This is a genomic window from Streptococcus suis, assembly GCF_016743335.1.
In the GTDB taxonomy this organism is placed as follows: Bacteria; Bacillota; Bacilli; order Lactobacillales; family Streptococcaceae; genus Streptococcus; species Streptococcus suis_Y.
This window is the reverse complement of record NZ_WCJE01000035.1, coordinates 1-23,601: the sequence shown is the minus strand read 5'-3', so window position 1 is coordinate 23,601 and position 23,601 is coordinate 1. Positions and strand designations below refer to the sequence as shown.

Below are 23,601 nucleotides of genomic sequence, written 5' to 3'. Positions count from 1 at the left end.
TATGACAGTCGAAGAAGAACAATCTTTTTTGAGTGAACAGTTAACTTCCGCTGCGAATGGAGAATTTGTAACTGTTGAATCCCTCTATAGAGCTTATCAAGATAAACTTGTCACGCGACGACTAAAGACGGTTTCTACCAACTATTGATTGGAAAAACACAAATAGTTCGGCTGGATTTCATCAGAAACAGCTCAATCTATCTGTGTTTTTTAGTTATTGGCTAATTTTTGCCCAGCCTCGTTGTTTGATTTTCATTGAGTATAAATTCGTTGGGTAATCATAATAAACTAAAAAGAGTCGCAATTGCCAATGTCATTAAGTTAACATTCGGCAGTACATATATTCTGTCTACTCCCAAGTATTTTTTCGATGTAATACTAGGGATTTTTGTATTCAGCCTGCACAAAAAGAGACTTTTCATCCTTATTTTTATTCTGTGGGTGAGGGCGGAGCCGTCATGGATATCTTTCCCACTACCTCCTATTTAAAAAAGAATTGAATAATTTGCAAGACAATCAAGCCGAGACTGATGAGAATCGAAATGGTGACAATTAGCTGAAAATTAAACCTTTTCTTTTCCTTCCTTTTTTTCGGAATAACATAGCGTTCTTCTTCGAGTCGCTGTTCGATGCTTTCTTTCAATGGATGCTCGTGTTTCATAGTCCCTCCTAGTTTATCACGCGCTGATAGTCAGCAACTGTGGTCAAGTTGGCTTCTTTTTCCTGACAGGATAGAAGGCGACTTTGTTCATCACTCTGTCCTGCCAACAAGGATTTGATCTTGGCAATCATGACCTCAACTTGCGAAGAAGCATAGCGATTTTCACGCGCAACGTAGGTTGACGCATGAAGGGTTTCTGCGAAACCTAAAATAAGCAAACGGTGCTCAAAAGCTGTCCGAACTGCTGATAAAATTTCGCTACCATGATTGATATCCAAGTAAAGACTAGTCTGCTGATACAATTGATGCACCAAATCCATGGCGATATTTGGATAGAGGGTCACATTTTCATGATTGCCAACAGCCATCAAGTGACTAGACATCTCTGTAATCGCTCCGATATGAAAATGCAGTTGCGGTAGACTCGTGACCAGATGTTCTAACTGTTCGATTTGATCAGAATTGGTCAGGATAAGAGCTTCTGGTTTAAACTCAGTTTGTTCTTTAAACGGATACAAGAAGCCAAGATAGGCAATATTTTTCTGTTGTTCTGGACTTGCCAGTGCCATCAGATTGTCATAGGCTTCCTTATCTTGTACCACAACCTTGGTCGGTCTTCTGCTCTGCTTATTGAGCAAAAGGAGCATATTTCCTGGAATACTATCGCGAATCGGTTCTTGCCAAAAGAGAATGTCTTCACCATCTTCATCCAAATAAAAAGCTGTCAAGAAGGGCTGACCTAAATGGTTATAAAAGATTCGGTCTAGATTGAATCCAGCTGTCTTCAGGTAATACGTATAAAAAGCATGTTTGTTTTTGAAGAAATGGACTTGGTTCTGATAGTTCAAAATCCAATCACCCGTACCGTGATTTTCAACTAAGACTTCCTGACCATCCGCCTTATAGTAACTGGTCTGCATAGCCTGTCCTTGTCTATCATAACTGGTTTGTGCAAATCGCATTCCCTTGTCATTGTAGCGATCGGTCACGACGATTTTCCCTGTTTCATCATACCAATCCACAGCCTTGACAAGTCGCTTATGGCTTGGCTGAGCGTAATGAATCTGCGCACGCTTGGTCGCATAATCATAGATTGCCGCCTGACTACCGTCTCCACGGATTTCCCAGAAAGCTGGTGTTTTTACCTGATTGAAATACAAAGCCTGACCTTTTACCGCATCATAATCTGTAAAAAAACGATAAGGCGATGTCACATCATGAGGCAAAAAACCATCATCATGTAACACAATCGTCGGATTATAATAGCCTGAACAAAGTAAGGAATAATGCAAATCCCAACTCGACTGTTGATACGTATCAAATAAATGGATCATCTTCCTACCATCTCCTCTACTAATTCTACCCATTTTTTCTCGATTTCATGGGTTAAGAATGCAGATGCCACTTGGTAAGAAGCTTCCTGCATTTCATGACGATCTTCACGACTAAAGAAGACACGAATCGCTTGACGATAGTGTGCGACAATCTCCTGCTCATCCTCTACTGTAGGGAAAGGCAAAAGATAACCGTTCTTACCTTCTTGAATAAAGGTCTGATTGCCGTATGGAGCATCAAAGCCGATAAGCGGCAAGCCTGCACCGATAGCTTCCAACAAAGTCAAGCCAAAGCCCTCACTTTTTGAAGCAGTCAGGTAGAGTTCGTAATCTTGATAAACCTCAGTCAAATCGTGATGCCCTTTCAGGTGAATATAGTCTTCTGCCTGATGTTCCTTGATAATAGCCTCAATTTTAGCATGCTCACCCCCGCTACCATAGATATCAAAAGTGAGTTCTGGCAGGTCTTTTTTGGCAGCAACCACAGCCTTGGTCAGCCAGTCCACATGTTTTTCTGTTGCTAGACGTGAAGCGGTGATAATGGAGTAAGGTCTTCTCTTTTCTGCACGTCTGACATAATCAATACTTCCAACTGGTATGTCCACGATTCGAGGAACCTTGCCAACATATTTTTTAAACTGCTCCTCTAGGACCTCTTTTTGTCGTTTGGTCGAGGTGATAAAGAAGTCAACACAATCAGCATGAACAAATTGGTAGTCATAATAGTTATTCCAGAGAATCGTCTGGTCGGTAACTTGATTGAGACTGTAATGTTCCGCGTGGATGACGACACCTAAACGAGCAGGACCTTTATTGGCAAAGACTGCTTGTCCAGTTCCTGTAGCTCGGTCCAAGATGACGATATCTTGGCTAGTCAAATGTAATTTTTTCATGAAGTAAGCAATCCACTCTTCCTTGGAAGATATGACGGCATCTGGCATACGGTAAATACTTTTATCCCCGTCAATTACTTCTTCATATGCAACAGAGCCATCTTCATTAAAGTAGCGTCTGAGGTAAAGGTGGGCCTTATTATCGCGTGGGGTATAGTACTCACTAAAACTTCTCATGTAGGTAAAGAAATCCTTGCGAATCAGATTCCCACTCGAAACATATTCAACACGATGAACAATATCTTTGTCTTCCTGACAAAGATAGGCTGTCAAAAAGAAATTCTGCTCTTCATAGAAGAAGCGAACAATCTTTCCATCACGTTCTTCTCGCGTTATCGTTCCTGCAACATCTTGTCTCAATTGGTCAAGGGTGTAGCTTGTTGGTGCCACCTTTTGATCTGTAAAGAAAGTATAGAGCCAGATGATTTCTTCATCTTTAAAACCGATATTTCGTGTCATGTCTGATATATTATCTTGTCCGAAAAAATCTGTAAAGATAAACTTGGTTTCGATTCCTTTTCGGCGTAATAATTGAGCACGATAGGCTTGAGCGTACTCAACACCACTACTGGCCCAACCTATCCCAAGATTGATATTGTAGATGGTCATGTTTTCCTCTTCTTCCTAAGCAAAATACACTTGCATCTTTCCCTTATCTGTATAAGACACATCGCTTAAAAGGATATTCTGTAAGATATTTCGCCTTATTTCTGCTTTCATTTTTTGATAGCCTTTATAGGCTTCTTGGTGGTATTCAAATACTGGGTTGCGTTGCGCTGCTTGTCTCGCTCCAGCAATGACGCGGAGTTGTTGTAGATAATCCACTTCTTCTACCCAACATTCATCAATAGCTTTCAAAACAGCGATTCGTTCGAATTGTGAGTAGTCTTTTGATAAAAATTCTTTCTTACGGTCAACTTCTTGTTTTATAATATTCAGCAAAAAGGCTTGAACTTGGCTATGATTTTGTAATTCTAAGTGTTCTGGAAAACTGTGAAAATCATAGGTGATGTGGTCCAAGATATAGCGCTCCAAATCATGGGCATCCAAGACAGGATGTTTTTCAAGATAGTGCGCGATATCTTCTTTTGCAAATTGTAGAATATCGAGCGCTTTGCTTGTTCCTTCGATAATGGCATTTCTTTCTTTATAGATGTAATCGCGTTGCAATTTGACACTTTCATCAAACTGTAAGGTCAGACTTCGAGACGAGCGACCAGAGCCATCACTCGCTTCTTGTGCATGTCGCAAGGCTTTTTTAAATCGTCTACCGGTCAATTCCTCAGGCTTCGTTGGGTCAATCTTATCTTTATTGTTTTCAAAATAAGTCTGAATCCACCTTCCACCATTTTCAATCAGGAGGTCATCCTCTAGGCAGGCAAAAAATTGGCTAAATCCTGGATCTCCCTGTCGCCCTGAACGTCCTCGCATTTGTAAGTCCATCCGTTGACTCTTCATCCGTTCCGTTCCGATAACAGCTAGACCACCCAATTCTTTTACACCTGGACCGAGTTTGATGTCTGTTCCTCTACCAGCCATATTGGTCGCAATAGTAACCGTTCCAAACTGTCCTGCCTCAGCAATTATTTGTGCTTCTTTAGCGGCATTATAGGCATTGAGAAGGCTGTGGGGAATCCCTTCTAACAAGAGAAGCTCTGAGTAGAGTTCAGACATATTGACCGAACCAGTCACCAGAAGAATGGGTTGTCCTGTTGCATGGATTTTTTTCACCAGGTCCAAAGAAGCTTGAATTTTTTCCGGCATGGTCGTGTAAATCTTATCAGGATAATCCTTACGGATAACTGGTTTGTTGGTTGGAATTTGAACAACTTCCATATTATAGGTCTCTATAAATTCTGACTCAGCTGTTTTACCAGTCCCTGTCATACCAGAAAGTTTATTGAACATTAAGAATAAATTTTGATAGGTGACTGAAGCAATCGAACGCATTTCCGGAGTTATCTTAACACCCTCTTTCTGTTCGATAGCCTGATGGACGCCACCTTGGAGTCGGGTCCCTGACAGAACACGACCGTCTGTCTTATCCAATAATTGAACCTTGTTGTCTTGAACGACATAGTTTTTCCCTAATGTGAAACATTTATGGGCTTGTAAGGCTAAAACAACATGGCGCACTAATTCTGCATGGTCGATGTCAAAAAATTCCTGAGCATTAAAATAACGCTCGGCTTCATCAATGCCTGCTTGTGTCAGCCACACTTCACCATTTTCTCGGTTGTAGTAGTATCCTTCTCCCTCTTTTAGACTGACAATGAACTGGTCTGCAATGGCATAGAGGTTTGACTGTACACGGGGAGAGCCTGAGACAATCAGTGGGGTTTGCGCAGTATCTAATAAGACAGCATCCGCTTCATCAATGATAGCATAATGAAAGGGACGTAAATATTTTCCACCCTTGCTTGTTGCTAAATTTTCAAAAAGATAATCAAAACCAAGAGCATTGTTGGTTGTATAGGTAATGTCTGCGTGATAGATAGCTTTTTTATCCAGAGAAATTGCTTTATCTTTTCCGTCTACTTCTCCAACTCCACAAGAAACTGTTAGTCCTAAAAATTTGTAGACTTCACCCATTTCTTCAGCATCTCGCTGTGCTAAATATCCGCTGGTGGTTATTAGCATCGCACCTTTTCCTTCGAGGGCATTGAGGTAAAGAGGCATCGTAGCTGTCAATGTTTTTCCTTCACCGGTCTTCATCTCAGCAATATTTCCTTCGTGGAGAACAATCGCTCCCATCACTTGGACCTTGTACGGAAACATTCCCAACACGCGCTTATCTGCTTCCCTGACCAATGCATAGGCCTCTACTAGAAGATCGTCGAGCGTGGAACCAGCTGCCAGTCTGTCCTTAAATTCCTGTGTTTTTTCTCGCATCTCATCATCTGTCAAACGAGCCATCTTCTCTTTCAAGCTATCAATCTCAGTGAAGATTTTATCCAATCGTTTTAAGCGATAATAATCCATGGAGAAAAACTGTTTCAGTCTCTTCATTTTTTACGACCATCCTTCTCTAAAAATTGTTGGACAAGCAGACGCAGGGGATGAACCAAGGAAGAAACGATTGCTAAATCACGGTTTGGAAGTTGATTCAAATGTTCTCTCGTATCCATTTTTATCAGTTCCTCAACATGGTTTACGCTCATTCCCTGATGGCTCAGGAGAGTATGATAAGTAGAGGCATCGTAAAACTCTTGACCTGAAAACACTTGACCTTGCTTCAGTTTTTCACAATAGTAGCGCGTCGCAAAATTCCCTTTTGGTCCATAAGAAAAGAAGTTTACCCCATCCTCACCTTGGTTATGAATCAAATCAAGAATAAACTTTTCTGTTTCTTGATTCAGCATGGATAATTCTCCACCTGTGTCCGCGATAAAAACAACATCGCCCAATCTGTTTATTACTTCGGAAAACATGGACTTCTCATAGATTAAATCGTCTGATTCTTCAACGAAAACAAGATTCACTTTAGCTTCAGAACTAGGATTTTGTTTTTCAGCTGATAGAGTGAACAAGTCTGCCGTATCATCTATCGATTTTAACACCATGGATTGAAACTCCAACTTCTCACATCCCGCATTCAATAAGGCAATATCATACGAATAAGCATCTTTGGGATAGGTAAACGTTGCATCCTTGGTTTTCAAGATTTTAAAGCCTACTTGCTTCCCAAAACGATTAAAAAATACGACACGAATATAAAAACTGTTTTCCGGATAAGATTCAGCATTTACAATCAGCCGATACTTCTCCCCTCTGTTCAGAATGGGCAGTGTTGGGGTTTGGCGTTTAGCCTGAAAATTCGTTCTAGAATACCATCGCTTGATTTCGAAACTTGGTGGCATCAAGGGGTTGTCAAAGGAAATAATCTGTTTCTGAAAATCCACTTTGCTACCATGGGAATACATTTCTTGAGCAAAATGCTTCCATTTTATTACTACTCGCACACTTTTTACTCCCTATTAAAATCTTTTTTGAGCATATCGCGGTACTGTTTTATGAACCAGCTCGATGTCACATCGCTTCCATCCAAGTGACGACCTGAATAGCCTCTTCCTAGAATCCGTGCCCCGGTCTCTCTACTCGTACGAACTAATTTTTCAAAGGCTGTTGAATCGTAATCATCTTCTTTCATATAGGCGACTGCAAATTTGGTCGATTCATAAACGTTTGGCTCCATCAAATCCCAAAAGCGATTATTTAATTTCTCAGCAGCTTCAGTATCCATTGAATGATAGTTCGAATGTAACAAATCAAGGGAGGTCGGGAAGCCACCTGGTCTATTTAAGTGTTCTGCAAGAGCCATATCGCCTAGACTTAGAAGGGGTTTGCTAACAACAATGCCATGTGGCTTCAGTTTGGCACCATAGTAGGAAGCCCCGAAAGTTCCCATAGACATTCCTGAAAGAATTAGTTGACTGGAATCAAATCCTAAAAAGTCCAATTTATCTTGTATTTTCTGTTGGATTTTATCTTCTAACTCCTTACTTCCTAAATAGAAAGCTCCACCATCTAATCTCGGATCACAGATGAGCATAAAAGGAGTTTTCATACTTTTCATCATCCAGAACCCCTCAAAACCTTCCGCAGTACGGAAACCCGAGAAGTAGACGCAAAGAGGCGGTTTAAAGTCAGCAGGTTCGAAATAAGTGAAAACTTCTTGTAGATTCTCATCTACAATACGCTCACCTCCTAAGATAAACTCCCCAAGCCCATTTCTAGAAAAGCGGTAATGAAGGTCTCCTATCTCTACTCGTCCACTCCCTTTTGCCAAAATGGAGATAAACAAGTAGCCACTTATTTCAGCATCAATCACAACTTGATTTCTTAGTTCCTCCCCTTCAATTTTCCATTCCTTCACAATGTGATCTGTAGCTCCATCAGGAATCAATCGGACTGACATCTGAAGGGAACATTCGGATGATGTTTCATGTTCTAAAAACAAGTTTAAGAATTGATTGGCATTATATTGAACATTAAAACGAAAGAAGGCTATCTGTCGATAGTCGGACTCAAACTCACCTTCCAAAATCAACTTTTTCCGCCCTTTCATTTCTATAGTCCCTGCAAAATTTGGAGAGACCTCTAAGTCATCTATATGGACTTTTGCTCCATACTGACCCACAAATAGACCTTGGGATAAGGTATGGGCAAATTCTGACTTCTTAGTCGCATCATAGGATTGAGCCATCCGTTTTCTTAGCTCTTCTTGTAACCAGCCTGTTGCATGCGAACCTTGAGGATAGAATATTTCATACACCTTAAACAAGTCCAAAATCGGCATGATACTTTCTGGATAGGTATCGTCTGATAGAACTAGGGCAGAAAATTTTAAACTAGTATCGATTTTTTTCTGCAGACGTTTGATTTCTTTTTCCAGTTCCTTAAAGGATTTACTCGTTCTCAAGAATTCCTCTAGTTCTACTTTTGCTTGTTCATCTAGCTCTTCATCAAACAAGGTCGTCAGGACTTCTTCTTTTTCCTGCCGTAATGTTTTTAACTGGATTTGTTCAGACTGAATCTGGTCAAGTTCTGATAGCAATTCCTCTATACGTTCAAAAGAATAATAGTGCCATTCCAACTTGTCTGACAGACTTTGTTCAGTCTGCCAATTCTGTCCACCAATCTGTAAAATAGGTATTTTTTTTGCCATTAATTTATTTTTTCTTTCACTTTTTCTACGAGGACGCCACTTGTGTATTCTGAAATTTTCTGAACAGAGTGAATGAGAGACTTATTCCAATTGGCTAGTCCAGATAAATAATAGTCTATCGCTTCTTCTAAGTCACTTTCTTTTGATAAAATAAAGCCATTTTTCAAATGCTCAACAAATTCAGATTCTATTCGGTTGATCTGAGGAATCCCTGAACTAATACCTGCTATTTGGGTATACAAATCAGGTTCATCTGCTAAATCAATAATTAAGCGAATACTTTCTAATGACTGAATAATCTCGTTTTCACTGTGGTAAAAAGACAAACTGACACGACTATCGTGTGTCTCCTTATCACCAAATTCAAACATCCGTGTATTTTCTTTTTCCAAGAATAGATATGGTTCTGGACGGGCATCCAATAGTTCATCAATCGTCTGTTTTAATGCATCAACTTGTTGGTGATTCGTCTGATAAGAAACGAGCGACAAATAGATATCTTCGTTCTGTTCCATCGCATTAAAAATAAATTCTAGATAGCTTGTCAGACTTTCAACCGAAAGACCATCTATTAAGAAATAAATATAGAGTTCCTGCAATCTCTGGCTCTTACCTAGTGCCAATCGAGTATCAAATAAGGACTGGTGTTGAACTGGAACGAGATCATAGGATGATAGTAAATCAGCTGTTTTTTTGCTATCCGTAATCACCAGATTTGCCGTCGCTAACATTGAGATATTTTGGGCAATAGTATCCAGAGGGTAGCGTTCTCTAAAGAACGACAAGACAACTTTTTGTTTCCCCTTAGACTGCATCACCAAGTCATGATGTTTGGGAGACGCTGTTAAAAAGATGGTGGCAGGCTCAATGTCGCTTTTTAAGTAATAACTCAATCTTTCCTGAACTAGCTCTTCCATATTTTCATATATTTGCTGTTCAGAAATCGATTTAGCCAGATGTTGATTTACTTCTACACGACCGTTATCAAAATATTCTCGCACCCTCCACTGCCCATCTAATCCCAGATAGTCTTGATGTAAAGACTGACCGTTTTCATAATATACGATACTAGAAATAAATCCACGGTCATCAAATACTAGTTTCTTGATTAGGGAACCTTGCTGAAAGAAATCGAACCAGATAACCTGACCAGATTCGCCAAATTCGATTTGGGCATACCGTTCTCCGTTTAAGAACGCCATGACCAAGAAAGGGCTGTTTACAAATTCGATTCCCTTTGGCCAATCGAAATCCAGATAATCAATCACCGAACCTTGGAAATCTCCTATTCCTTGCAACTGATCAAATACAGACCAGGTATCAACTTCAAATAGATCATAACGGTGTTTGTAGTAACGTAAATTCGGCATATAATTAAGAACCAATAATTGATTCTCCTCACCTGCAGTTTCAAACATCCTGAGTTGATTGATCGTATCATCAAAACGTGCCGTTGCCCACATGTTATACCAGTTATTAGTATTATCATACCAAGTCCGATGTTCTGGGTACCATGACGGAATAAAATAATGCTTCATACTTTCTCCTACTCAATTGTGAATAACGAACTATATCGCTTCTTCAATCTCGCTACTCTCACTTCTTTGATGGTTGTCAGTACAATACCAACCACCATCATGATAATCCCTGGAAGACCTGCAATCGGCTGAATATCTGGATTCCCAAGACTAGCCAACATCGGAATGCCAGCCATACACATTAGGAAAATCGCATTAATCGTAGCAATTCTGAGAACAATGGCTGTTAGGTAATCCTTGGTCGGTTGTCCTGGTCTTACAAAAGGAATATAGTCACCTGACTTCCGCATCTCCTTTGATTTGTCAGTTGGGTTTATTGTTGTAAAGGAAAATGCAACTGTCAAAAGCGTCAATATGGCAAGGAAAAATACAATTCCTTCCCACCTTGTCAGCACAAAATAACTTCCCAGCACTTGAAAGAAGGGACCGTATTTAGGAAACAAGAAGGACAAGAGTAGAAAGATATATTGAGGAAAGCCCAACAAAGTATAGGCATACATAAATGGCATACCCCCTGCAATATTTAGCTTGATTGGCATATAGGCTTCTTTCATCAAATCGCTTTTGATAGCGATTCGTTGGATCGGAATTCGATATTCTGCTTGATCCAAGACAACACTCAAGTAAAGAGAGAAAACAATCCACCCTAATAACAAAAAGCCAACTAAGGCTAGACCACTTTGAAACAATTTAAAAAACAACGGAAATGTCGTAAATTGACTAACAATAATGTTAATCAGGATGATCAGGGAGGTTCCTCCTAGTCCATATGCGGTATTCATATTCGCGAACCAACTAACAACATAGGCCCCCGCAATCATGACTAGGCTCACCAAAAAAATGTCATCTATAATGGAGGCCTTAACAGATTCTCCATAGTTTAAGGTAATCGCTACGCCCAATCCCTGTATCAGAGCCAACACAAACATTAAGCTATTCTTTCTCAATTCGCCGACTCGTGGCGAAACTGCAACCTGCTTACTTCCAATGGAAAATAAAGAAATCAATATCGTCGCATACATCCACGGACCTAGCCCCAGTGCAAAGATTGAAAACACGGTCAAGCTACTGGACGGAATTTGATACCAAGGAAGACTACTTAGGTTTATATCAGATAGGTGGGGTTCTAGTTCAACTAACGGAACCGGGATATAACGTCCAGCTAGCAGTATTAGAATAATCAAAAAAGTCACTGCGACCCGATTGGTGATTGGGTGTCTTAAAAAAAATCTCTTCATTATTTTGTCCTTCAAAAGGTTTCTATATTACTCGATTTTAGCACAATTTTCATATGAAGTAAAACAGCAATACTCACCCTCACTTTTTGCTAATATATCTATAGATTATTACCAGTAGAAATATTTGTAAAAAGGTGCACAAACAGTACCAATATGATAAAATAGTCTAGATACCTATACAATAAGGAGAAAATTTTGAATACCCCATTAATCAGTATTATTGTCCCTGTCTATAATGTCAAAAACTCCGTGACGTACTCCAAAACACCAAATATGAAATGGAAGTCAATCAGTGTAGCGACAGCTTAGAATACCTACGTGTTTTGAACAAATTGGAACTATTTAGTGAATAAGAACCTCCTAATCAGAAAGAAACAAGCAATTTCCTATGAATACACCAACTATCCCTATCCGAGTAAAACCTATTTCTCAAAGCCTAGATTATATTTTGGAACACTCCTGCTCTGTCGCACGATTTGGCGATGGAGAGATGGACATTATTGCAGGTCACAGCATTCCTTACCAAGACTATGACCCTCAGCTAGCCAGCGAATTAAAAGAGATACTGGGACTTGAAAGCAACCAGCACTTCATGGTCTGTTTATCAGATGTTTTCGAAAACAGAGAACGCTATACAGACGCCTGTAATCATTTTTGGGAAGGGCACTTACAGCACTACCAAGACTACTACCGCCAGATTTGTAAAGCTCCTTGGTATGGAAGTACCTTTATCTCCCGTCCCTATATGGACCTAGCCGATAAAAGTTTATCTGCTACCTATTTTCAAAACTTAAAGCAGATTTGGAAAGGATTAGATGAAAATGAGTAAAATAAATATTTCCTTTTGTATTAACGACAAGCATTGTCACTATGTATTTTTTACTATTTCCATGATAAAGAAATACACAACTAATCTGGATATATTTGTACTCCATACTGATTTATCCGACAAGTCAAAAGATAGGCTAAGAACATTGGAGACTGAATCTGTAAACATTCATTTTGTCACGATTGATAGAGATTTATTTTCCAATTTACCGCTAACACTAGATGGCATTACCATCGAAACTTATTACCGTTATTTATTGCCAGAAATTCTCGTAGATTGTGATAAAGTCATCTACTTGGATAGCGACCTCTTGATTCGATGTGATGTTAAAGAACTGTGGGATATTGACCTCAGTCAGCACTATTTGGCAGGTGTCAACGAAATTGACATAATCAACCGTTTTCCTGACCATAAATTAAAATTGGGATTTGATTTAGATGAACTCTTTATCAATGCAGGGGTCTTGGTCTGCAACTTGCAAAAAATGCGCCAAGATAAGATTACTCATCATTTATTTACGGAAACAGAGCGACTAAAAGACATCATTCTATTTCAAGACCAAGACGTCATCAATGTTGCTTTGAAAGGAAAAATAGCAGATCTTCCCCTAGCTTATAACTACACAGTTGAAGCAATGGAAAAAGACTTGTTAAGTCTTGATGAGATAAAGGTAATTCATTACAATTCACAGATTGCTAAGCCTTGGATCCCTAAAAATTATCAAAATAAGAAAATATCTAAATACCTAGAACTCTGGAAAAGCGAATTCGTAACCCATATGAAACAGATTCAACAAACAAAAGTAAGCCTGCTACTACCAGTTTACAATGAAACAAGTCTGACAACTATCGAAAAAATTTGTAAGCAGAGTTACAAGAATATCCAACTTATCTTACTAAATTACGACCCTGAGATGACTATTCAAATGGAGGATATTCGCTCCAAATCCTTACTTGATGCGGAAAATATAGTCATCCTAAAGATAGACTCCGAAACTAAGCTAGAACAAGACCTACTCAAGCTAGTCGAGGGGCAATACCTGCTCAGCCTCAATCATATCGATGACCTGGATGATAGATTATTAGAAAAAGCCATAGACAGTGCTGAAAAATACCAATCAGAGATTGTGTTAATGGAAAATTGTATTTTTGATGAAAATGATGGTAACTACTATTTCTACAACAAGCTATTTGATGAAGAAATCCTAAGAGCAGAAACGGTCAAAACGAAATTCCAAGATTCTCCTAGACATCAAAACTATTTAACGAACAACTATGCTAAGCTATTCAAAACAAGCTATGTAAAGGAAAATCATATCAATCTAACTCAAGATTTCACACCAGAAACTTACAATACCGATAAGATTTCATATGTGAAGGAAAATCTTTATGTCTATAAGAAAATCAAAGAAGAACTGGTAAGCGTTATAGTGCCCGTCTACAATGTTGAAAAGTATTTATCACAGTGTCTAGATAGTATTATCCATCAAACCTATAAAAACCTTGAAATCATCCTCGTTAACGATGGTTCAACAGATGGCTCAGGCAAGATTTGTGATGACTATGCAGCAAAAGATGGTCGAATAAAGGTCATTCATCAAGAAAATGGAGGACTGTCTGATGCTCGCAATAAAGGTCTCGACCTAATGACTGGTCAGTTTGTAACCTTTGTTGATAGTGATGATTATCTTGAAAACAATTGTATTCACACCCTCTATACATACGCTTGTACTTGCAAGACCGATATTTCAATTGGTAAATTTATAGAATTTGAAGAGAATACGTCACAATTTTTATTTCATAATCATCTCAACAATGGCAACAAAATAGAGTTTTTAACTGGGGACCAATGTCTAGAAAGACATCATAAGTATTTTTTAAGTATTTTTGTAACTGCTTGGGCAAAACTATACAGAACAAGCCTATTCAATGATAGTAATCCATGTAAAAAAATTAGATACCCTCTTGGAGTTTTACATGAAGACCAATACACAACGCACAAACTATTTTTTAAAAGCAATAAAATTGTTTTTGTCAACGACTACCTATATGTGTATAGGGTACGGGAAAACAGCATAACCAATACTCAGTTATCTGATAAACGAATAATGGATAATATCAGAGGCTTGGAAGAGAAAATAATAGATTTCTGCTTACTTAACAAAGATATGACACATCTGAGAGAGCACTATCTGTTTTACCTAAACAACTACAAAGCCTATCTAGAAAATAACCATAGACAAAACAGTGCTGTATATGAATTTATACAAAAAAGATTAGGCACTTATTCTAATTGGAAATAAGTACTTCCAGGATCTATTGACTTTTTACACTACATACATCACACACAAAATAATCAAACACCTGTACAGCCTTAGTATTAGTCTTTTCTCACATGATTGTTGATAATAAGGTAGATGGGAAACTATCATCAACCTTACTATTCATTTGTATAGAATATTTCAAAATTTTGATATGGAATGATACAAAAAGTCGTCTACTTCACATAACTAAACATACTCAGTATTTGTAACAATACCAAAAATTGATTTAAGGAAATAATCTTATGACAGTGTATATTTTTAATCTTTTGGTTGGGTTTAATTTTACAGGTGTCGACCATGCCCAAGGAAAAAGAGCACAATTACTTACAGAATTAGGCATAGACTATCAGTATATATTTTCTGAGATGCCAACTCGACGCGAACTTGAATTCTATAGCAGCATTGGTATTCCTGAAGAAAGACAAGTTTCTGTATATAGCTCTTTTACTGACAATACCAATACCCTCCCAACTATAAATCTGACTGATATGGAAGTCATTTTGAAAGAAAAGCTCGTCGATTATAGTGTGACAAAAGAAAACAATAACCTAATCTTCTATAAAGAAGGGTATAAAGTTATTGTTGAAACTAGTCATCTTTATAAGGATAAGGTCACTCAAATTTCGTGGTTCAACCATAATTATCTCCTAAAAATCGAACACTTTTCTAATACTCTACTCTATACAGATTATTATAGTCCAATTCAAAAAGAACACGGCCTCTTCGCAGAAATCTACAAAAGAACCTTTTATAACCTTGATGGTAGTGTTGCTTTTGATACAATTTACCGTTTAGAAGGTGAATACCATATTTTCCCTTCTGGTAAGATACTAAGCAAAGCAGAGTTGGTAAATGAGTTCATTGAAAATTTAAGCCTTTCTAGTAAGGATATTATCATCTTGGACCGTATCGTACATTCTTCATACGGCCAACCATTGTTAAAATCTACTAATGGCGCAAAAATAATTGCTGTACTCCATTCCGAACATTATTTTGAGAGATTAGTTGATGCTGATTACGGAGTGGGATTGAGCCATGAATACTACAATTATTTCAATAATTTAGATAGAATTGACACTTTTGTTGTTTCTACTATCGAGCAGGCAGAAAAATTACATCACTATATCAAACTCCACCATCATCGAACAGATATAGCTATAAAAGTCATTCCAGTTGGATATATAGAAAAAGTATTCTCCAATCAGAGAGAAAACGGAAAACAAATAGTGTCTATTTCCAGAATAACCCAACGAAAAAGGATTGATTGGTTAATAAAAGCAGTTATTGAGGCACGGAAAACTGTAGCAGATATTTCTTTAGACATCTATGGTGTGCCTGACTACGCTGCCTATTATAACTACCTATCAGAAATCATCCATTCTCATCAAGCTGAAGACTATATTCAATTTAAGGGCTATACAAGCAATAAAGAGATTTATAAGGAATATGACATACTTGTAAATGCTTCTGTTGGAGAATCTTTTGGCTTAGTATTTTTAGAAGCTGTTTCTTTCGGTTTACCAATTATTGGCTTCGATGTCCCTTATGGATCGAGAGAATTTATCAATGATGATAAAAATGGTGTTCTGGTCCCTTTTTCAGATAGTGACGAAGAGAATATTAAGAACTTGTCAAACAGCATTATTCATTTACTGACCAATCCAGAATTCTCCGCACTAAAAGAAGGCTCCTATGAAGTGGCTAATCGATTTTTAAAATCAAACATATTGAATAAGTGGAAAGAACTATTGGAGGTTGGAACATGATAGGATTATTTGATAATCAGCAGCTAGCAGAAAAATTTACTGCTAGCTATCCTGAATTAAACATTCTACATCATTCTTTTGATATTCAAGACTGTAAATTTATGACCCCTTATAAATTTATTTTAAAAAATTTCACATTTATCCAAGATACAAGCCCACTTTTCTTTGGAGATATTAAACTTTCCAATTTTGAAAGTATTAGCTTAAATGGTCACTATGGTGAAATTTTTGATATGGGAAATAAGAAAGCTAACGTAACTTTTTTTGAACCAAATCATTTAAAATATGTTTCAACTATTGAGCACCTTACCAACCAAGGACAAGTATTGGCTAGAGATTATTATAATTATTTTGGTGAGCATTATGCTAGAGAGAATTATAATATCAATCAAGAACCCGTATCTGCTACTTACTATGATAATCTTGGGCGAGAGGTGATAGTAAAGAACTACAACTTCAATAAAGAAATATTGTTTCATACAAACAACAGCATAAAAACCTTTAATTCCGAAAGAGATGTATTTACCTTTTGCTACAACAACATAGATGAAGATGCAAAAGATATCGTTTTAACGGATAATGAAAGAAACATTGAATTATTGTCAGGTAAAACGAAGTTCTTCTACATCGATTATGAGCAAAAGTTGGATTCCCAATATATAGACCATATTTTCGATATGGGCTTTTCAGGAATTATCTTGTATGACAATGTACAACTTTATAAAGAAATGTGCGAGAACAACAATAACAGCAATGTATTCCATTTTTCTGAAAAAATAGTGCTCAAAAAACCTGAGCGAAATAATCATGTCGCCATCATTACTAATTCTCAATATACAGAACAACTAGAACATTTTATTTCTACATTAACAAATTTCCACTTCCATATAGCAGCCCCCACAGTTATGGGTGAGTTATTAACAAATTTAGATGCATACGATAATGTTACACTTTATCAGAATGCTAGCGAATTGACAATTGATCATATTATTTCAACATGTTCGATCTACCTTGATGTCAATTATCACAATGAAGTTTATCATGCAATAAAAAAAGCATTTTACAATAATAGCTATATCCTAGGATTTGATTCGACAATAAAAAACAAGATGTATACTGATAAAGAAAATATCTTTGCCATTGATGATATTGATAACATGATTTATAGTATTCAAGCTTTTCTAATGGATGATGGTTTTTATGACCAGACTATTCAAAATAACTATAAACTTGCAAGTGAAATCAATCATCTTTCTCTGCAATTAAATCATTTACTCACATCGTAGTCGTTTATCAATCAGCTACTACTTCAACAAGCCAAGTAAAGGAAATAATCATGAAAGTTCATATCACCAACCTCTATGGTCAATCACCTCTGAGTGTTGCCCTCATGGCTCAAAACATGGTCGCAGATATTGCAAAAAAATTAGATATCAAGGAAATCGGAATTTACAGCTTCAATGCAGATGGTGAAAGCGTTGAAAATCTGGCTATTCGATTTGATGGCATGAACGCTGCTGTAGGAAATGGCGATGTTATCATCTTCCAAGCACCTAGCTGGAACGGTACCCACTTTGACCATGAATACCTCAAACGTCTGAGAATTTATTCTGGCATAAAAATTGTCATCTTTATCCACGATATTCCACCACTCATGTTCAGCTCCAACTTCTACCTGATGGAAAAGACCATTGAGATGTATAATATGGCTGACTTGATTATCGCTCCCTCACAAAAAATGTTGGATTTGCTCTACCAGCACGGTCTTCGGGTCACCAATACTCTTTTGCAAAATATGTGGGATCATAAAACGGATATTTGGCTTGAAAAACCTGCCTTTCACCGTGTTGTCAACTTCACTGGAAATCCTCAACGCTTCCATTTTGTTGATGACTGGCAGTTTGCAACACCGCTCAATCTCTTTGCGCCAGAATATTACCCAACCAAACCCAACAACGTTTCCTATAAAGGGTGGAAATACAGCTTGAGTTTACTAGAAGAATTAAATAAAAACGGTGGATTTGGTCTGGTCTGGTCACAGGGAGAAGATGCAGAATACTACAATCTCAACGTTTCCTATAAATTAAGCACCTACATCGCAGCAGGTCTACCTGTCATTGCACCGCGTAGCCTCTCCAATGCCCACTATATTTCCGAATACAAGCTGGGGTTCCTTGTCGATAGTCTGGAAGAAGCCAATGCCATCGTTTCCACTATCACTGAGGAAGAATACCGGTCTCTTCTCGACTCCCTCTGGAATTTCCGAGAACTGATTACAAAAGGCTACTTTGCTCAAAAGCTACTGACTGATGCTATTCATCAGGTTCTCCTGCCTAAATAGTAAGAGGTATTGATAGAACATAACCATCAGTCAGTTTTTTCTCAATTACATAACAATACCAACCAAAAATGATATTTTTTTCAGTCAAACTTTTGGGGTGCATTTTATATAGTTGAGACTGGAATCATAGCTTTGTCATTACCATCACAAAGCTATGATTCCTCGGTCCACGACAAGATCGATGAACGCAGGTTCGAAAGTATCGCTGAAGTGAAGGCTCAAACTATAACTTCTAGTGAAAATCTATATTTCTTTACTGTCCACTATATGGGGAGTATGTCAAATTAAGGAGATTTGATACGGCAGAATTTTATTTGGAATGCTATTTTAAAACTAAAAGACAATAAACAATTTTACAAATTGGGAAAAATACAAAGGATTTAGAGACGTGAATAAAGACATAAACGTTGTATTTAACGTTAATTCAGAATATGATAAGTATGTATCGGTGGTTATATTATCATTATTGGACAATATCGGATCATACAAATTAAATGTTTATATATTACATAGTGAAATAGATGTGTCTGACTGTTTTACTCTTAAAGAACTTGAAAATATATACGGTCAACTCGCCATAAATTATATATACGTTGATAATTCCGTATATAAAGGCTTGAAAACGAATGATTATATTACTGAACACACGTATTATAGAGGAAGTATTCCAGATTTATTACCTAAAAATATTTCAAAAGTATTATATTTGGATGCGGACATGCTGATACAAGGTAATATTATTGATTTATGGAATGAAGATATTCATGATTTTGCAATAGCTGGTGTTTGGGATGAATGGATTTATAATAACGATCCTGAATATGTACGCAACTATGCCAGTGATATTATAAATTATGTAAACACAGGTGTTTTATTAATGAATCTGGATTATCTGAGAAAAATTAATTTTACTAAACAATTTATAGATCTTGCGACAAGTCAGAAGAGTAACTTATATAAACATGCTGAGCAATGTATTATAAATGAAATATGCTACAATTCAATAAAGTTGTTGCCAGAAATCTATAATTTAGATAGTAGTGAAGCAATCATTCGGCACTATAAAGGTCCGATAAAACCTTGGTTTAATCTATCTTCGGATAAAAAATACATGTACTATTATCGGAAGTATAGTGAAGTAACGCTAGAAACAAAGGTTTCAGTGATCATTGAATACCATGGCATGGATTCCTATTTTGAATCAAATTTACAAACGGTTGCTAATCAAATTTATACGAACATAGAGTTGATTGTTTTAGACTATAAAAATGACGCAACATTAAATGAAGTGTATATTGATGATAGATTATTTATTGGTATACCGAATATAAAGATTATAAAGACACCTAGGGAGCAAGATATCCTAGAAAAAATCATGTCAAACGCTAATGGCACTTATATTACCTTTATTGGAAGATATGATTTGTTATCAACTGCCTATCTGAAGAAATTGATTAAGCACGCTATAGCGAATAACTCTGATATTGTTTTAACAGATAGTGTACTTTTTAATGAAGAGGATAATCTTTATTATTTTCATGACCCACTTTCTAATAAGAATAATCTGACAACGGAAGATATTCTTCATCTTTATGAACATTCTAATGAAAGACAAGCCTACCTAAAAGGCTGGGTAGGAAAGGTATTCCGAGCTAAATTTTTAGAAAGTTCTCCTCTACATTTTTTTAATAATGTAAATAAGCAAACATATGAAATAAGTAGCATTTCATATGTTAATAGCATTGAATATACTTTTAGAAAAATCAAACAACCTCAAGTATCACTGATTATTCCCACCTACAATAGGGAAAATAAAGCTGGTTTAGAGAGTGCATTACAGCAGACATACCAACAGCTGGAAATTATAGTAGTCCACCACACGAATGAAACAGAGTCTGGTATAGGAATAGAGCAGAACAGGGTAAAGTGTATCCATTCCACGATACCAGAAGAGGGTATGGAGCAGGCACTTCATGAGGCATCTGGGAAGTACATCTTTTATTTGGATGATAACCAAACGCTTGAAGCCAATTGCATCGAAACCTTAGTTGCGTCGGCAGAACAGTATAGCAGTGACCTGGTCTTGACGCATTTTTATACCTATAATGAAAATGATAACTTGTTCTATTTTCATGAATCAGGTCTGACCACAGGAGAGTTACATGCAAATGATATCATGACCTTATTGTCTAGCTCTTACCACAACAAGGACTACTTGGAACATGTCTTCGGGAAGCTATTTACCAAGGATTGGTTGGTGAAACAGCAAGTCTCCGTTTACAACAATTTCCTTGAAAAATATGGCTACGAAACCGCACGACTGAGCTATGTACACATGAATAATTTTCTCTATCGTGTGGAAAAACAGGAATTGATCAGCGTCATTGTTCCTGTTTATAATGTGGAGCTGTACCTAGAATATTGTCTAGACAGTATTGTAAACCAGACATACCCAAACCTAGAAATCCTCCTTATCAATGATGGTTCGACCGACCGTTCGGGGAAAATCTGTGAAGAGTATGCTCAGAAAGATGAGCGTATACGAGTGATTCATCAGAAAAATGCAGGTCTGTCTGCAGCCAGAAATACAGGTCTTGACCAGATGACAGGTGACTATGTCACTTTTGTAGATAGTGATGATGCCATTAACCAGAATTTTATTTTCGATTGCTATGTACAGATAAAAAAATATAATATAGACATCGTGATGACTAGTTACTACAGATTCATGCAAGATACTATGGAATTTTTATTCCATAGTACGGAAACTACTGAAAGGGTAAAATTTTTTAGCCAAGATGACGTCTTAAGAAAACTTAATAAGGAACCAATGACAGTTGTATCTTGGGCAAAATTATTTAAAGCATCAATCTTTTCAGACATTCGTTATCCTGTAGGAATAATTCATGAAGACGAGTATATTGCGCATAAACTCTATTTAAAAACAGATAAAGTGTTGTTATTGAATCATACTTACTACATGTATCGAATTAGAGAAGGAAGTATTACTACAAGCAATCAGGTTACTATTCCTAAATTGGTAAATCCGTTGAGTTGTTTTGAAGAACGGATCGTTGACCTACTGTTGGCAAATAAAGATGTGACGGAGCACCTGCGCAACTACAAAATTTGGTTGACAAAAGTCAAACATGAATTTGAAGTAAATCATCTATGCGATAGCAACGAATACTTAAGAATAGTTAATAAACTAAGCTTTTTAGATTAGGTTCCCTGCGAAACAAATCTGATATAGCTAATTGAATTCAATACAGGACATGTCTATGTTAATAAAATTGAGAATTCTAAAGCAATTTTGGTAACTGGTTACTGACACTGTCACTCAAACCTGTCCTTTTCCTAATTAATACTCTTCAAAAATCAAAATCAGACATTGTTGACTTGATTTGATGAGTGAAAGGCTCCAGTGGAGCCTCAGATTGAAGAAAAAGTCCATTTTGGACAATTTTCTTCAATCTTTTTTCTTAATGTTGAAAATTAAAAACTCTTAGAAACACCGAAATATCAACATTTCTAAGAGTTTAATGATTTGTTATCTTTCGCAAACTTTTTCTATTTTTTAGGATTTTTAGGAGTTTGTCTACGTTCTGAGGCTCCAGTGGAGCCTTTCAGCCTGTTACCTTGAAACAAAATAGTAACAGGGTTCTATCTGCTAAGTAGAAACGAACTACGTTCGCTCTATCTCCAACCTCCAAAGGTTCCCCAAACCTTTGGAGCTAGTCGATTTTCATTGAGTATAAAAACACTATACAATAAGCCTATGAATTATGAAACAAGTAAACAAATAACGAACGCCAGCTTCAAACGTCTTGTTGTATCCAACGCATTAGGTTTGAAGGTAACCGCCCAATAACAAGGTATATTGAAAAAGGCTCCAAAGTCCTGTCGACTCTGGAGCCTTTTTCTATTTACATGCTCTCATAATATTTTTATTTGCTTGTTATCAACATAGCATATGGCTATTTTTTACACCCTACTTAAGAATCTTCATGACTCTCTTACTCTTGCTTGTCATCACGTTTACGACGTTTAGCTAACAAGGCAATAGTTCCTAATAGTAGCGCTGAACCATAAGCGCTAGCTGATGAAGTAGCCTCACCAGTATTTGGTAAACGTTCACTGCTTCGACTAGACAGAGTGGTCAATCTAGATGCAGAGGTGCTTGGTGAACCAGACTCTGAAGTTGACGTACTTGTTGAAACTGATTCAGTTGTTGACACTGACTCTGAACTTGATACCGATTCAGATATTGAGACTGATTCTGAACTACTTACCGATTCAGATATTGAGACTGATTCTGAACTACTTACCGATTCAGAGCTTGAAACTGATTCGGATGTACTTGCGGTGCTTGAACCCGATTTCACTTCTTGGTAAACATAAGTAATTTCAGTTCTACCTGCCACAACGCTTCCTGTTTCGTTTCCGATTGTTCTAGATGGTACGAGAACATAGGTTACGCCATCTTCGGTTGTAATAGTCTCTGGCTTGTTATCTCTTGTATCATAACTTGTACCCACTGGAGCATTTTCTGTATCTGTGACTGGGAGCTTGATAGGCTTTCCATTCGTATCTACATAGTTTACGATAACCGAACCTGTCTTAGCAACTTCGGATTCAGACGTTGATGCGCTTGCTGATTCTGAAGCTGAGAGCGACTCTGATGTTGAAAGGGATGTGGATACAGATTCGGAAATACTTACCGACTCTGATAACGATTCAAACGCTGATGTTGATGCTGACTCAGATGCTGAGGTGCTTGCTGATTCAGATGCTGATGTGCTTGCTGATTCAGACGCTGATGTCGATGCTGATTCAGATGCTGACTCAGATGCTGATGTCGAGGCTGATTCAGACGCTGATGTTGATGCTGACTCAGATGCTGATGTGCTTGCTGATTCAGATGCTGATGTGCTTGCTGATTCAGACGCTGATGTCGAGGCTGACTCAGACGCTGATGTTGATGCTGACTCAGACGCTGACGTTGAAGCT

16 protein-coding genes are annotated in these 23,601 nt (G+C 37.4%); 7 read left to right on the top strand and 9 right to left on the bottom strand.

The window, feature by feature from the left end; translation table 11 throughout:
- Positions 1 to 481: 481 nt before the first annotated feature.
- From F9856_RS09400 to secY2, 8 genes are read right to left on the bottom strand one after another with little or no spacing between them, the layout of a single operon-like run.
- Positions 482 to 661: a hypothetical protein gene (locus F9856_RS09400; RefSeq protein WP_202106434.1), complete on the bottom strand. Its 180-nt coding sequence runs from the start codon at positions 659 to 661 to the stop codon at positions 482 to 484.
- Between the two features lie 8 nt (positions 662 to 669).
- On the bottom strand, positions 670 to 1,995 hold the full coding sequence (gene gtfB / locus F9856_RS09395) for an accessory Sec system glycosylation chaperone GtfB (RefSeq protein WP_202106433.1): 1,326 nt from the start codon (positions 1,993 to 1,995) through the stop codon (positions 670 to 672).
- Positions 1,992 to 3,497, bottom strand: coding sequence for an accessory Sec system glycosyltransferase GtfA (gtfA, locus tag F9856_RS09390; protein ID WP_202106432.1), 1,506 nt, complete (start codon positions 3,495 to 3,497; stop codon positions 1,992 to 1,994). The genes gtfB and gtfA overlap by 4 nt, the downstream gene beginning before the upstream one ends.
- A gap of 15 nt (positions 3,498 to 3,512) precedes the next feature.
- Positions 3,513 to 5,897 carry an accessory Sec system translocase SecA2 gene (gene secA2, locus F9856_RS09385; protein ID WP_202106431.1) on the bottom strand — a complete coding sequence of 795 codons (2,385 nt, stop codon included), beginning with the start codon at positions 5,895 to 5,897 and terminating at the stop codon, positions 3,513 to 3,515.
- Entirely contained in the window at positions 5,894 to 6,850 is a 957-nt protein-coding gene (gene asp3 / locus F9856_RS09380; RefSeq protein WP_202106430.1) for an accessory Sec system protein Asp3, read from the bottom strand. The genes secA2 and asp3 overlap by 4 nt, the downstream gene beginning before the upstream one ends.
- Before the next feature lie 5 nt (positions 6,851 to 6,855).
- Positions 6,856 to 8,556 carry an accessory Sec system protein Asp2 gene (gene asp2 / locus F9856_RS09375; RefSeq protein WP_202106429.1) on the bottom strand — a complete coding sequence of 567 codons (1,701 nt, stop codon included), beginning with the start codon at positions 8,554 to 8,556 and terminating at the stop codon, positions 6,856 to 6,858.
- Positions 8,556 to 10,094, bottom strand: coding sequence for an accessory Sec system protein Asp1 (gene asp1, locus F9856_RS09370; protein WP_202106428.1), 1,539 nt, complete (start codon positions 10,092 to 10,094; stop codon positions 8,556 to 8,558). Before asp1 ends, asp2 begins: the two co-directional genes overlap by 1 nt.
- Positions 10,095 to 10,102: 8 nt before the next feature.
- Complete coding sequence (secY2, locus tag F9856_RS09365; RefSeq protein WP_202106427.1) at positions 10,103 to 11,332, bottom strand: accessory Sec system protein translocase subunit SecY2; 1,230 nt, start codon at positions 11,330 to 11,332, stop codon at positions 10,103 to 10,105.
- A 388-nt stretch (positions 11,333 to 11,720) separates the two neighbouring features.
- Here secY2 and F9856_RS09360 point away from each other — a divergent pair, with 388 nt between their 5' ends.
- The 6 genes from F9856_RS09360 to F9856_RS09335 all read left to right on the top strand — a co-directional run bounded on the left by F9856_RS09360 (position 11,721) and on the right by F9856_RS09335 (position 21,817).
- Positions 11,721 to 12,161 carry a GT-D fold domain-containing glycosyltransferase gene (locus F9856_RS09360; RefSeq protein WP_079255247.1) on the top strand — a complete coding sequence of 147 codons (441 nt, stop codon included), beginning with the start codon at positions 11,721 to 11,723 and terminating at the stop codon, positions 12,159 to 12,161.
- A complete protein-coding gene (locus tag F9856_RS09355) occupies positions 12,148 to 14,463 on the top strand; it encodes a glycosyltransferase (protein ID WP_328708152.1) in 2,316 nt (771 codons plus the stop codon). The genes F9856_RS09360 and F9856_RS09355 overlap by 14 nt, the downstream gene beginning before the upstream one ends.
- Positions 14,464 to 14,726: 263 nt before the next feature.
- Complete coding sequence (locus tag F9856_RS09350; RefSeq protein WP_172048775.1) at positions 14,727 to 16,250, top strand: glycosyltransferase; 1,524 nt, start codon at positions 14,727 to 14,729, stop codon at positions 16,248 to 16,250.
- Complete coding sequence (locus F9856_RS09345; protein ID WP_172048774.1) at positions 16,247 to 17,536, top strand: hypothetical protein; 1,290 nt, start codon at positions 16,247 to 16,249, stop codon at positions 17,534 to 17,536. Before F9856_RS09350 ends, F9856_RS09345 begins: the two co-directional genes overlap by 4 nt.
- 50 nt (positions 17,537 to 17,586) lie before the next feature.
- Positions 17,587 to 18,591, top strand: a complete 1,005-nt coding sequence (locus tag F9856_RS09340; protein WP_202106425.1) for a sugar transferase — start codon at positions 17,587 to 17,589, stop codon at positions 18,589 to 18,591.
- Between the two features lie 388 nt (positions 18,592 to 18,979).
- Entirely contained in the window at positions 18,980 to 21,817 is a 2,838-nt protein-coding gene (locus tag F9856_RS09335; RefSeq protein ID WP_202106424.1) for a glycosyltransferase, read from the top strand.
- Positions 21,818 to 22,607: 790 nt separating this feature from the next.
- On the opposite strand, the gene F9856_RS12385 is transcribed toward F9856_RS09335, so the two are convergent.
- Positions 22,608 to 23,198 (bottom strand): MucBP domain-containing protein, encoded by a 591-nt coding sequence (locus F9856_RS12385; RefSeq protein WP_328708153.1) that lies wholly within the window; start codon positions 23,196 to 23,198, stop codon positions 22,608 to 22,610.
- Between the two features lie 88 nt (positions 23,199 to 23,286).
- On the opposite strand from F9856_RS12385, the gene F9856_RS12380 reads away from it, so the two are divergent.
- Positions 23,287 to 23,601: hypothetical protein (locus F9856_RS12380; protein WP_328708154.1), on the top strand; the 315-nt coding region annotated here is incomplete at its 3' end.

Coding starts and splice junctions, on each gene's coding strand:
- asp1 (WP_202106428.1), bottom strand. CDS start 10,094: ATGAAGCATTATTTTATTCCGTCATGGTACCCAGAACATCGGACTTGG.
- F9856_RS09355 (WP_328708152.1), top strand. CDS start 12,148: ATGAAAATGAGTAAAATAAATATTTCCTTTTGTATTAACGACAAGCAT.
- F9856_RS09350 (WP_172048775.1), top strand. CDS start 14,727: ATGACAGTGTATATTTTTAATCTTTTGGTTGGGTTTAATTTTACAGGT.
- gtfB (WP_202106433.1), bottom strand. CDS start 1,995: ATGATCCATTTATTTGATACGTATCAACAGTCGAGTTGGGATTTGCAT.
- gtfA (WP_202106432.1), bottom strand. CDS start 3,497: ATGACCATCTACAATATCAATCTTGGGATAGGTTGGGCCAGTAGTGGT.
- F9856_RS09340 (WP_202106425.1), top strand. CDS start 17,587: ATGAAAGTTCATATCACCAACCTCTATGGTCAATCACCTCTGAGTGTT.
- F9856_RS09400 (WP_202106434.1), bottom strand. CDS start 661: ATGAAACACGAGCATCCATTGAAAGAAAGCATCGAACAGCGACTCGAA.
- F9856_RS09360 (WP_079255247.1), top strand. CDS start 11,721: ATGAATACACCAACTATCCCTATCCGAGTAAAACCTATTTCTCAAAGC.
- F9856_RS09345 (WP_172048774.1), top strand. CDS start 16,247: ATGATAGGATTATTTGATAATCAGCAGCTAGCAGAAAAATTTACTGCT.
- secY2 (WP_202106427.1), bottom strand. CDS start 11,332: ATGAAGAGATTTTTTTTAAGACACCCAATCACCAATCGGGTCGCAGTG.
- asp2 (WP_202106429.1), bottom strand. CDS start 8,556: ATGGCAAAAAAAATACCTATTTTACAGATTGGTGGACAGAATTGGCAG.
- secA2 (WP_202106431.1), bottom strand. CDS start 5,897: ATGAAGAGACTGAAACAGTTTTTCTCCATGGATTATTATCGCTTAAAA.